The sequence below is a fragment of the Labilibaculum euxinicum genome (genome assembly GCF_009795715.1).
In the GTDB taxonomy this organism is placed as follows: Bacteria; Bacteroidota; Bacteroidia; order Bacteroidales; family Marinifilaceae; genus Labilibaculum; species Labilibaculum euxinus.
On record NZ_WTCR01000007.1, the window covers coordinates 276,495 to 289,525 of the forward strand.

Annotated in this window: 7 protein-coding genes and 1 tRNA gene; 6 read left to right on the top strand and 2 right to left on the bottom strand. The window is 37.2% G+C overall.

The annotated features are described in order from the left end of the window. Positions 1–12 precede the first annotated feature (12 nt). Together GQR60_RS11440 and GQR60_RS11445 are read left to right on the top strand one after the other, a co-directional pair. Entirely contained in the window at positions 13–1,434 is a 1,422-nt protein-coding gene (locus GQR60_RS11440; protein ID WP_124993043.1) for a glycoside hydrolase family 28 protein, read from the top strand. A 125-nt stretch (positions 1,435–1,559) separates the two neighbouring features. Next, the gene (locus GQR60_RS11445) at positions 1,560–4,388 is read left to right on the top strand and encodes a glycoside hydrolase family 2 protein (protein WP_124993044.1); all 2,829 of its coding nucleotides are present in this window, start codon (positions 1,560–1,562) and stop codon (positions 4,386–4,388) included. 343 nt (positions 4,389–4,731) lie between these two features. Here the strand turns inward: GQR60_RS11445 and GQR60_RS20395 are convergent, their stop codons facing one another. Both GQR60_RS20395 and GQR60_RS11450 read right to left on the bottom strand, forming a co-directional pair. Further along, positions 4,732–4,869, bottom strand: a complete 138-nt coding sequence (locus tag GQR60_RS20395) for an IS3 family transposase (protein WP_394367640.1) — start codon at positions 4,867–4,869, stop codon at positions 4,732–4,734. Positions 4,870–4,902: 33 nt separating this feature from the next. Then, complete coding sequence (locus GQR60_RS11450; protein ID WP_160463467.1) at positions 4,903–9,186, bottom strand: hybrid sensor histidine kinase/response regulator; 4,284 nt, start codon at positions 9,184–9,186, stop codon at positions 4,903–4,905. Between the two features lie 188 nt (positions 9,187–9,374). Here GQR60_RS11450 and GQR60_RS11455 point away from each other — a divergent pair, with 188 nt between their 5' ends. From GQR60_RS11455 to GQR60_RS11470, 4 genes are all read left to right on the top strand, one after another. Further along, positions 9,375–10,331, top strand: a complete 957-nt coding sequence (locus GQR60_RS11455) for a glycoside hydrolase family 43 protein (protein WP_124993046.1) — start codon at positions 9,375–9,377, stop codon at positions 10,329–10,331. A 49-nt stretch (positions 10,332–10,380) separates the two neighbouring features. Continuing rightward, on the top strand, positions 10,381–10,695 hold the full coding sequence (gene rhaM / locus GQR60_RS11460; protein WP_124993047.1) for an L-rhamnose mutarotase: 315 nt from the start codon (positions 10,381–10,383) through the stop codon (positions 10,693–10,695). A 305-nt stretch (positions 10,696–11,000) separates the two neighbouring features. Further along, entirely contained in the window at positions 11,001–12,536 is a 1,536-nt protein-coding gene (locus GQR60_RS11465; RefSeq protein WP_124993048.1) for an ATP-binding cassette domain-containing protein, read from the top strand. 180 nt (positions 12,537–12,716) lie between these two features. Next, positions 12,717–12,804: transfer RNA gene (locus GQR60_RS11470), tRNA-Ser, on the top strand. Positions 12,805–13,031 lie beyond the last annotated feature (227 nt).

Genomic DNA, 13,031 nt, shown 5'->3' on the forward strand with positions numbered 1-13,031 from the left:
TTCAGATACCCTATGAAGTCATTACAATTTATCATACTCCTACTTTGCGGATTTAGCGCATTGGGGCAGAATAATTCTTCAATCCCTAAATTTACCTGGATGGAAAATTCGGGCAGCCATACTTTTCCGGATCAGAAAACCGAATTTCATGTGGAAGATTACGGGGCTGTTGGAGATGCACTTGTTTTAAACACCAAAGCCATTCAAAAAGCAATTAATGAGGCTGAAGCGGCCGGAGGAGGAACAGTAACGTTTAAACCCGGTGTTTATTTAACAGGATCGCTTTTTATCGGCAACAACGTTAATTTCAACATCCCCAAAGGAACCATGCTGACCGGGAGTCAGAATCTGGAAGATTACAAACAAATTGATACCCGTGTTGCAGGCATTGAAATGAAATGGCCGGCTGCACTCATTAATATTATTGACAAAAAGAATGCTGCCATTACAGGAAATGGAACAATTCACGGCAAAGGAAAAGTGTTTTGGGACAAATACTGGAACATGCGCAAGGAATATGAACCCAAAGGACTTCGCTGGATTGTAGATTACGATTGTGAAAGACCCAGAGGAATACTAATATCTGATTCTGAAAACATCACTATTGATGGAATAGTACTGTATCAGCCGGGCTTTTGGAGTCTTCATATTCTGTACTCGAAATACGTAACAGTTAATGATGTTACTATTAGTAACAATATTGAAGGACACGGACCTAGTACCGATGGAGTGGATATCGATTCCTCTTCGTTTATTTTGGTTCAAAACAGCAATATCAATTGCAATGATGATAATTTTTGTTTGAAAGCAGGACGCGACAGCGATGGTCTGCGGGTAAACCGACCTTGTGAATACATTGTAATCAGAAATTGTTATGCAGGAATGGGAGCCGGACTTTTTACAATCGGGAGCGAAACATCCGGCAGCATCAGACATGTTGTTGCGTATAATTTAACAGCAGAAGGCACATCCTTTGGTTTACGTTTTAAGAGTACGATTCAACGGGGAGGCAAAATCGAGGATATTCATCTGGCAAATATCACCATGAATAAGGTTAAATATCCTCTGTCTGTTGATTTGAACTGGAATCCAGCTTACAGCACATCATTGCTTCCTGAAGAATACAAGAATAAAACACTGCCTGAGCATTGGAAAAAAATGCTGGCCTATGTTGATCCTAAGGATGGAACTCCAAAGTTCCAAAACATATCCTTCTCCAATATTAAAGCCACCGGAGCTAAACGCTGTATCAATGTCGTTGGAATTAAAAGCAGTACCATTGAAGGTTTTAAATTCTGTGATGTAAGCATAGAAGGTAAAAATGCCGGAGTAATCAAATATGCCAAAAACTGGAAATGTGAGCATCTTCATTTAAAATCAAACGATGATTTGCTCCTGGAAAACAACAAAAATATCAATCTTGAAAACAATTAGATTAGCTAAAAAGTTATATGTTGCAGGTTCTTGGGCACAACTCACAACTCACAACTCACAACTCACAACTCACAACTCACAACATTTCCAAGACAAGCTTAATATCAAACAATAATACATACCACATGAAACATCAACTCATTACCTACCTGCTTTTGTTAACCTGTTTCTGCGCAACGGGACAGCAAACTGAACGGCAATATTTATCCGGAACAGGATTGGGAAATACAGTTACCTGGAATTTTTACTGCTCTGCTGGTCAAAACAGCCAAAAATGGAGTCAGATAGAAGTTCCTTCGCAATGGGAACTGCAGGGCTTTGGAGAATATACCTATGGCAGATGGTACAAGAAAAAAGGAGTTGAACCATCGAAGGAAACCGGCACCTACAAATACTCATTTAAGGTGCCAAAAAAATGGAGCGGACAACAAATTTCGATTGTTTTTGAAGGTGCTATGACGGATACTGAAGTATTCATTAACGGAGAAAAAGCCGGAGATATGCACCAAGGCGGGTTTTATCGTTTTTCATACGATATTACCCATAAAATCACTACCGGAAAAAAGAATGATCTTAAGGTGATTGTTCACAAACACTCGGCAAACAACAGCATCAACAACGCCGAAAGAAAAGCCGATTGGTGGACTTTCGGCGGCATTTACCGTCCGGTTTATTTAGAAGCAAAACCTAAAACAGCAATGAACCATGTGACATTGGATGCAAAAGCCGACGGGAGTTTGAATGCTGACATTGATTTGTCTGAAGAAATAAAATCAGGTAAAATTATTGCCAGCATAGAACCCTTAACAGGAAAAGGAAAATTTGCATCCAAAACCATTCCATTGACTCTGAATGGCAAAAAACAACACATCAGCACCAAATGGAAGGATGTTATCAGCTGGAATCCTGAGAATCCTCAACTTTACAAACTACACCTGAAATTAACCGACCAAAACAATAAAACTTTGCACGAGTGGTCGTCAAGAATTGGTTTTAGAACGGTTGAATTCAGGGCAAAAGATGGCATTTATGTAAATGATACCAAAATTGTAATGAAAGGGATCAACCGTCACTCATTTTATCCGGAAGGAGGACGAACCACTAATCGTGAAATCAGCAAAAGCGATGCTCTTTTATTAAAAGAAATGAATATCAATGCTGTTCGTTTTCACTACCCTCCCGATCAGCACTTTCTGGAAATGTGCGATTCAATCGGTTTGTTTGTGGTAGATGAATTGGCCGGATGGCAAAACTGCTACGACACCGAAGTAGGATCAAAACTGCAGAAAGAAATGCTGACCCGCGATGTAAATCACCCATGTATTGTATTGTGGAGCAATGGCAATGAAGGAGGCTGGAACTACGATCTCGATCAGCATTTTGCCGATTACGATCCTCAGAACCGACATGTGATTCATCCTTGGGCTGACTTTAATGGAATTGATGCCCACCACTACCCTGCCTACTTAACTGGTGTTGCCCGATTAACCAACGGCTATAAAGTATTTATGCCAACCGAGTTCATGCATGGAATGTATGATCAGGGACTTGGTGCAGGTTTAGAGGATTTTTGGGACAACTGGACCTCTCACCCATTATTTGCAGGTGCTTTTATGTGGTCGTTTGCTGATAATGCAGTGAAACGTACTGATAAAAACGGCATTCTTGACTCTGACGACTTTAGAGCTCCTGATGGTATTGTTGGACCTTACCGTGAAAAAGAAGGCAGTGTATTTACCGTTCGTGAGGTTTGGGCTCCTATTCAGTTCAAAAAGCTATACATCACCCCTTCGTTTAAAGGTAAATTTACCCTATCGAACAGATTCCTTTACACCAATTTAAAGGACTGTAAAATGACGTATCAACTGTATAAAATTAATTCTCCTTTAAAAGGATCTAAAAAAGAGATTTTAGGCAAGGGTAATGTTTCTCTTCCACAAATAGATCCTGGCGAAACAGGTTTTGCCAAAATGGAATTACCTGCTAATTTCTTTGATGCCACTGTTTTAGAAATTGAAGCATTCGATCCTGCAGGACATAAAATCTGCAACTGGAGCTGGCCTGTAAAATACGCCGGTGAATACTTCCAATTACAACATGCCGGTACAACCAAAGATGGAGATGTAAAGCTTACGGAAACGGACAGTATTACTACTTTGGAAGCAAATGGAGTATCTGTATCATTTAATCAGCAAAATGGTCAGATTTTACAGGTAAAAAACAAAAAAGGAATTGTTCCTTTTACCAATGGACCTGTTGCTGTAGGCATGAAAATTCAGTACAAAGAATGCTATGCCAAACAAAATCAGCACAGCGCTCAGTTTGTTGCAAAATATCTGGGAGGTATCGATTCTATTGTTTGGACAATGAATGCACAAGGACTATTAAATATGAATGCTGTGATGCTGAACAGAGCTGGCGGAGGCAAAGGTTTTGACGATGCATTTACCGACAACGAAATAAATAATTTTGGTTTAACCTTCTCGTACCCCGAAAAAATAGTTAAAGGAATGGAATGGTTTGGCCGCGGTCCTTACCGGGTATGGAAAAACAGAGTAAAAGGAACCAACTATAATCTTTGGCAAAAAGATTACAACAACACCATAACCGGAGAAAGTGAATACGGATTAACTTATCCTGAATTCAAAGGCTTTCATGCCAATTTATATTGGGCTGCCATACAGTCTGATGAGGCTCCATTTACGGTATATTCTGAAAGTGACGGCGTTTTCTTACGAATGCTGACCCCCGAAGAACCCAAAGGAAGAATGGAAGGAAGACACACAATGCCGGCCTTCCCGTCTGGTGATATATCCTTTTTATACGATATTCCGGCGATTCAATCTTTCAAACCAATATCCATGCAGGGACCACATAGTCAGCCGGGAAATATCCGCATAAAAGTAGGTGACGAAGGAATTAGAATGATATTGGATTTTGATTTTAAAGAATAGCAGTCAATCCATTTTGTAATGTTATGAGGCTGTCTTATTAAAAGGCAGCCTTTTTTTTTATAGTTTCTTTCGACGGTTGTTGATATGGTACCACGACTGTTGTTGGTACAGTACCACGACTGTTGTTGGTGCAGTACTACGACGGTTACCGGTATAGTACCACGACTGCTGCAGTCGTGGTAAATTCTACTCTTTATACACAAATAGTTGCAGGGCTCGTTTTTATGCACCATGCATTTTCGGAATTTTTTAAATCGCTTTTGTTTTAACTCAACGCTTTAGTAAGAGCGCGAAGTTGAGCCCCAATAGCTATTGGATTTCCTACAAAAAACCAGACAAAAAGTTAAGCCACGTTTTTATAATATTTAATTCCAAAATCTAAAGGACTTATATAGTCTAAGTATGAGTGTCTTCTTTTTCTATTATACCAAATTTCAATAAATTCAACAATAGCTATTTTTGCTTGAAAAAAGAGTAAAATTGTACTCTACGCATGTAATTTCAGCTGTAATCTTTACTTTCCATATTTTGAAGGGGCACAACCAAACTGTGCCTTAAAACACTTACTAAAATAGAATGGATCTTCGATTCCAACCTGCCAGGAAACCTCAGATACATTGTATTTATCTTCAAGAATTAGCTCGGCAGCTCTCTTCATTCTTTTTATTTTAATCAATTCATTTGGCGAATACCCAGTGAGACCTTTCACCTTTTTATAAAATATAGTTCGTGTTTGTCCTGCCAGTTCTGTAAACTCAGTTACAGTAAAGCTTGGCTCGGCAAGATGCTTATCGATAATTTCATTAATTAAATCGTAAAATGCCTGATCTTTATTCCCCTGACTTAACAATCCTTTTTTAACCTCAACATCAACAGAAAAACGTTTTTTAAGCCTCTCACGCTGATCAATTAAAGAATACACCCGGGATAGTAAATATTTAAAACTAAAAGGTTTCATAATATACTCATCGGCACCACATTCACTTCCTTGCAGCTTAATGGTATCTGAAGACATGGCAGTCAGTAAAATAATTGGAATGTGACTTGTTTCAAAATTATCTTTTAGCCTTCGGGTTACTTCCAAACCATCCATTTGCGGCATTTTTACATCACAAATTATCAATGTTGGGTTCAATTCAATGGCTTTATCCAATCCTTCTTTACCATCTGCAGCCAACTCAATATCAAAATGATGCTGCAATTCGTCTTTCAAATACTCCCTAATATCATAATTGTCATCGATAACCAATATTTTCCAATGATGCGGATTAAGGGGTCTTTGAATAACGTGATCCTCATTGTGCTCCGCCTGAACCTCTTCATTATCAACGGCATCTACAACATCTAAAAATTTAACATCGCTGTACACTTCTTTTTTAGAAGGTAATTCAACCGTAAAAATAGAACCTCCCTCTGGATTTGGGCTGTATTTCACTTTGCCCTTGTGAGTTTCGGTGAATTCTTTAACCAATTCCAAACCAATTCCGGTTCCTTCTGCCGAAGTATTCAACTTCATAAAACGGCCAAAAAGGAACTCCCTTTTTTCCTTGGGAATACCAACTCCTGTATCAATCACACTTATTATGCAATTCCCACTATGAGCATCTCTAACTACTCTGCAGGTAATTTTTCCTTTTGCAGGAGTAAACTTAAAGGCGTTGGAAAGCAGATTAAACAATATTTTCTCAACTTTATTTCTATCGATATAAAAATCCCATTTCCCATTGATCCCTTCGAACTGGTATTCTATATTTTTTTGAAACGCTATTTCTTTAAAAGCATAGTAAGCATTACGGGTAAAATCTGAGATATCCGTCATCTCAAGATTTAGAGTCAATACATTGTTCTGTAGTTTGCGGAACTCCAATAGCTGATCAATCAATCGCGACATTTGAGTTGTATTACGATTAAGCAAGCTGACATTTTTAGAGACTTCAGCAGGAAGCTCTTTCATATCATTCATTCTCTCAACAGCTCCTTTAATTAAAGTAAGCGGAGTTCTGAATTCATGTGATATATTCGTAAAAAAGCGTAGTTTATAATCCGTTAACTGTTTTTCCATTTTAACAGCATTATTAAGCGAACTGATTCGTAATAAAAAACGAATAATTACAAATGCTATTCCCAGAATTATTAGAATATACAGAGCTATTGCATAATTCGTTCTCCAAACAGGAGGTAAAACAGTAATTTGAAACGTTCTTATCTCATTATTCCATTCGCCGTCAGCATTAGCTCCTTTTACCTGAAACTTATAATTGCCACTAGGCATATTTTTATAGGTAGCCCAATTGTTACTGTTTGGAGAACTCCAATATTGATCGTAAGGCTCCAGATTGTATGTATATTTATTTCTTGAAGGGTCTGTTATATCTAAACAGGCAAAATTAAGTGTAAAAGTATTTTGATCATGTTCCAGCACGATCTTATCTGTAATACTTATTGACTCTTTTAACGGTGAATCAGCCTGCCCCGCTTCAATTCGCTGATCATTCACAAAAAAATCGGTTAACTGAACCAAAGGAACTGTTTGATTGACAACAATGCTGGCAGGATTCAGTACTAACATGCCATCTAAAGTTCCCCACAGCATTTCGCCATTTTCTTTTAATAAACAGGCATTCTCATTATAAAAATCGCCGTACGTACTGTTCGAAAACTGATAAGTTAAAAAGGTATTCTTCCCTTTTTCTATATGCGTTAAACCACTCTCTGTACTTACCCAAAGTACACTATCCTTACTTTCCAGAATGGAGGTAATAATATCCGACGGAAGTCCTTCCTTTTTTGTGTATTTTACGAAAGAACCCTGTTTATCAGGACTGTCAGCATCAAACAAATTCAATCCGCCTCCAGCTGTCCCAATCCACAATTCACCTCTGCTATCTTCAAAAATCGCTTTTACGTCATTACAGTTTAAACCTTCCGGATGTCCTGGATTGTATGTATAAATTGTATATACATTCTGATTCTTAATGAATTCCTCCGGCTGAAAACAGATCAATCCTTCGTAAGTACCTACCCAAATAAGTCCCTTTTTATCCTCCAGTAAACATCTTACAAAACTGATATTCCCTTTGTTATTTAAATAATGATTAAACCGAAAACGGTTCCCCGATTCCTCTACCAAATCAATTCCTCCGCCAAAGGATGCGATCCAAATTCTTTTCTCAGAGTCTTGTATGATATCAAATATGGAATTACTGCACAAACTATTGACTTTTTCTTCCTCATTAACAAAATGTTGATATTGCTGATACGATTTTTTATCGTATATATACACCCCGTTTCCTTTGGTACCTACCCAAATCCGTCCTTTGTCATCTTCAGATATGGTATAGGGATTAATATTTTTCTCAATTCGCTTCTGATTTTTTAGCTGATCATCATATATATACAGACTGCCATTTTTTGTACCCAACCATATCTTACCGTCTGAGTCTTTAAAAATAACCTTCACATTGTTACTTGCAACAATAGATTCATCCTTTTCCGGCATAATATATTTTACATCGAATTTTTCTCTGGTGACCTTAATAACACCTGCATATTCACTACCAATCCACAAATTTCCAAAATGATCTTCATCAATAGATAATAAATAATCCGAAACCGGACTGTTTTCTACTTTATCATACAAATAATTGGTTAATACATCATTCTCCGCATTATACTGATACAACCCATTTCCGTAGGTGGTTATCCAGTAAATTCCTTCCGAGTCGATTAAAACATTATATCTTCCATCATCAATAACACTGGCTACCTCCGGTGATATCAACTGCATCTCTTTGGTTTTGCCTGTAATAGGATTGGTATAAATCATCCGTCCTGAATCATCATACACCCAAATGCCTTTTTTGGCATCAACAATTATACGCGGGGCTGCAATAATAGGGTTTGAACTGCCTAAAGGATTTTTAGAAAATACACCCGTATTTACATCAACTTTATACAGTCCTTTTTCCAATGATGAAACAATCAAATTATCTTTGTTCAGCTGTGCTATATCCCGAAGAGAACATCGCTCCGAAGATTTAAATGCCTCTAAAAACAGATGTTTCTTCAGATCATAACGGCAAATCACATCATCGGACATAAAATAAACAATTGAATTTAACTGCATCGCCTTTCGGAAAACACCAAGATTCTCCTGATTGTAAAACTCATCTGTATGGCCGGATGAATCAATTCTATTTAATCCCGAATCGCGGCCAATCCATACATTGTTTAAAGAATCTGCAAACACAAAATTCACTTTATCTTCTGATAATTTGCTTGAATTTGATGCAGAATGAAAAGCTATAACAGGTACCCCCTCCGTATTTTTTTCGATTTTAACACATCCACTATCGCCCCACAACCAAACCTCTCCTTTTTGGGTTTCCAAATAATTAGTAAACAAAAGCGGTACTGTATTTCCCTCGTAACTAAATTCGATAAAACGTTCCAATTTGGGATTGTAACAATTAAATGAATTATCATACGTTTTAATCCACAAAAAACCATCCTTGTCTTCATGGATACTTCTGATTCTTTGATCGGTAATATTTTTGGGTCTTCCGGGTTCCGGTTTGTAGGTTATAAACCGGGTTCCGTCATACCGCACCAAACCATCCAGAGTACCAACCCACAAAAAACCCATATTATCAACAACAATACTTCGGGCAGTATTTTGAGGCAATCCGTCTTTGGTACTAATCTGACTAAACAGTATGGATTCCTGGGCACATAACATGGAAGAAAAGAAGAGAGAAATTGTAAATATGCCAATGAAAATATTTTGCCTTTTATTCATTTTATAATCCCTTAAGAACATACCCTTTTCTTTGATTTAGCAGTAACTGTATTACAAAAAATAAAAATAGACAATTAAATAAAAATACCATCTAAAACGGCATTTTTTACAGGAGTTTGTATGATAATCCATGATTATAATTATCCTTACATTTATCTTGTAATAAATTTTTTATAACTCTATTTTTCATGATCAATTTTAATTTCTTCAAACTAATCATCTGTCTTTTAATCCTTTTGCCTGGATGTTCTGAAAATCACAAAGACGTTTACTTATTTTCCTATTTCACAAACAATGGTCAGGATGGGCTTCATCTGGCCTATAGTTACGATGGACATCAATGGGAAGCAGTAAAGGATGGTAAATCATTATTAAAACCGGTTATTGGTAAAGATCGGTTAATGCGCGACCCAAGCATCACCCAAGGGAAGGATGGAATATTTCGTCTTGTTTGGACAACAGGATGGTGGGATCAAGGAATTGGATACGCTTCCTCAAAAGATTTAATTCACTGGTCGGAACAAAAAAACATCCCTGTAATGGAGCATTTTAAAGAAACCCGAAACACCTGGGCTCCCGAAGTATTTTTTGATGATGCATCCCATTTATTTTATATTGTTTGGGCATCGACAATTCCCGGACAATTCCCGGAAATTGAAACCACAAGCAATGAAAAAGGGCTAAATCACCGACTATATTTCACAACTACAACTGATTTTAAAACTTTCTCTCCCACATCTCTCTTTTATGATCCGGGGTTTAGTGTCATCGATGGAGCCATTCTTAAAACCGATTCAACCTACATGATGGTTATTAAAAATGAAATGTCGGTTCCTAAAGAGAAAAATTTGCGCATTGTTTTCACAAAAAATATGGCCGATGGATTCCCAACAAAGGTTTCTGATAATATTTCGGGGAACTCCTGGGTAGAAGGACCAACTCCATTAAAAATTGGGAAATACATCTACATTTACTTCGATAAATACAGAGACAAAAAATATGGTGCCATTCGTTCACTTGATGGAAAAAACTGGGAAGATATTTCAGAATCAATTAATTTACCCAGAGGCATTCGACACGGCACTGCATTTAAAGTTTCTGAAAAAACACTGAATAATCTTCTGGACAATACTTCCGGTAAATGATTACATCCTTTTGAACAAATTAATTTCCAAATACAAAACTCCATAAAAAATGAAACGGTTAGCCTTTAAAATGCACCTCAATGAAGGTCAGAAAGAAGAATATAAAAAACGCCATAATGAATTGTGGCCAGAGCTTAAACAATTACTAAAAAAGGCTGGAGTAAATGAATACTCCATTTTTATAGATGAAGAAACAAATACTTTATTTGCATTTCAAAAGCTAAGCAGCAACGGAGGCTCGCAAGATTTAGGACAAACCGAAGTGGTGAAAAAATGGTGGGAATTTATGGCAGATATAATGAAAACCAACGCAGACAACTCCCCCGTTTCAATTCCTTTAGAGGAAGTATTTTACCTGGAGTAAAACACCCGAGTCTTGAAAAAGGAAGAAAATTGGCAGTTAATAATTTATTACGTGAACTCGCCGGAGCCCCAAGATCATCCACTCACTAAAAAAACACTTTTCACAGTAAAAAGTGTTTCATTCATTTGAAACTTCCATTTTATGTGCTAAATATTAAAACAGTAAAAGGAACGGATAAATTTACTACCTGTTGAATTTCATCTTCCCATATTAAAATCCTAAAAAGATAAATTATCTTTACTTCGATAAAAATTGAATGACTCTAAAGTTACCACTTGCAGAAAATTTGCCCAGACAAACTTCTTATGACCAATCAAACCATTATTTCTTTTGAAAATGTAAGAGTACAGTATCTTAATCAGATTCTTCTTGAAAATATTAATCTTTCGGTGAAAACAGGGCAGCACTGGGCGATAATCGGAGCAAGTGGTTCGGGAAAAAGTGCTCTTCTAAAAACAATTGCAGGTAAATTCCATATCTCGCAAGGAGAATTCAAACATCCATTACTGGATGAAAAAACAAAAAAACGAAATGGAAATCAAATTCTTTTTACCTGGAAGAATTTGATCAGTCAGGTGTCAACAAAGCATAATTTTACAAATTTATCCAACACCACCAGTTTTTACTATCAGCAACGCTTTAACTCCGCTGATTCGGAGGACACTCAAACCGTTGAGCAGTATCTTTCAAAAATTGAACCATCTTCATCGCCCGAAACGTGGACACTCAATAAGGTACTGGATCGCTTACATCTTCGAAATTTAAAAAATAAACACCTTATCAAGCTATCAAATGGGGAAACAAAAAGACTACTTATTGCTAAGGCGCTGCTGAAAAATCCCACGCTGCTTCTATTGGACAATCCGCTTACTGGACTCGATATTGCAATGAGAACAGACATTAATAATCTGATAACTGAAATATCTGATTCAGGTATTGGTATTGTTATGACTACTTCACCCAACGAAATTCCGGAAGCAATTACTCATGTTGCTGTTCTCAGCGAAGGAAGAATTACAAGCAGTCTCACCCGATCTGAATTTAAGCCTGAAAAAGTTAGTTTTTCAGCCATTTCTGAAATTGATAATCTGGAACTTAAAAAGCTGCTGGCAACAAGCAAACAGGAGAATTTCGAAAACATTGTTGAAATGAAAGATGTAGTGATTAAATATGGTGAACACACCATTCTTGATCATGTAAACTGGACTATAAGACAAGGTGAACGTTGGGCATTGCTTGGTCACAATGGTGCCGGGAAATCAACTTTATTAAGCTTAATTAACGCAGATAATCCTCAGGCATATGCTAACAACATATCTCTTTTTGGTGCGAAGAGAGGAAGCGGGGAAAGCATTTGGGATATTAAAAAGAAAATTGGTTTCGTCTCTCCTGAATTCTTTCAATATTTCCCAAATGGAAATTCATGCCTTCAGGTAATTGAATCGGGATTTCACAACACTTTAGGTCTCTTCCGAAAATCAAATCCTGCTAAAGCTGAAATTGCTAAACGTTGGATGCGGCTTCTTGAAATTGAGAGTTCTGCCACTCAAGGATTCAAAAATGTATCGGCAAGCACTCAACGCTTGTGCCTCCTTGCCAGAGCACTGGTAAAAAATCCTCCATTACTGATATTTGATGAACCCACTCAAGGATTAGACCTTCACCAACAGAATAATTTCAAACGCATTATTGAAAAAATATGCAGACACAGCAATGTAAGTCTTATATATGTAAGTCATTACAGGCATGAAATACCGGAAAGTGTTCAATATACATTGAAATTAGAAAAGGGGAAACAAATTGAAAATACAGAAAAAGCCGACTCTCAACTGCAAAATTAAAAGAAGCAGAATCATTGTACTCTTCCCAATAAAAACCACATATACAGCTATTTCCAAAAAACAATTGATGACCTGTACAATTCGATTGACTGCTCTAAATCATTTTTCGCATAATATCTTTTGTAATCCGCTATTTTGTTTTACTTTTGTCCCGCACAATTATCCTAACAGATATTGCTTGGAGGGATGACAGAGTGGCCGATTGTGCGTGCTTGGAAAGCACGTGTACCGCAAGGTACCGGGGGTTCGAATCCCTCTCTCTCCGCCATGCAGAAATGCAACAGAAGGAAAAGCCTTGTAAACCTAACGTTTACAAGGCTTTCTTCATTTAGTACCAAAGCAATCAAACACCTAAAACAGCAATAAAAAGGTGTAGCATTCGGTGTAGATTAGAAAGCTTAATTTTGCTACACCGCGAACAGGTACTAATGCACTATAATTCATTATTTTGCTCTCTTCAAAAATCACTCGTTTGCTAGTTTTGACAAATCGTTT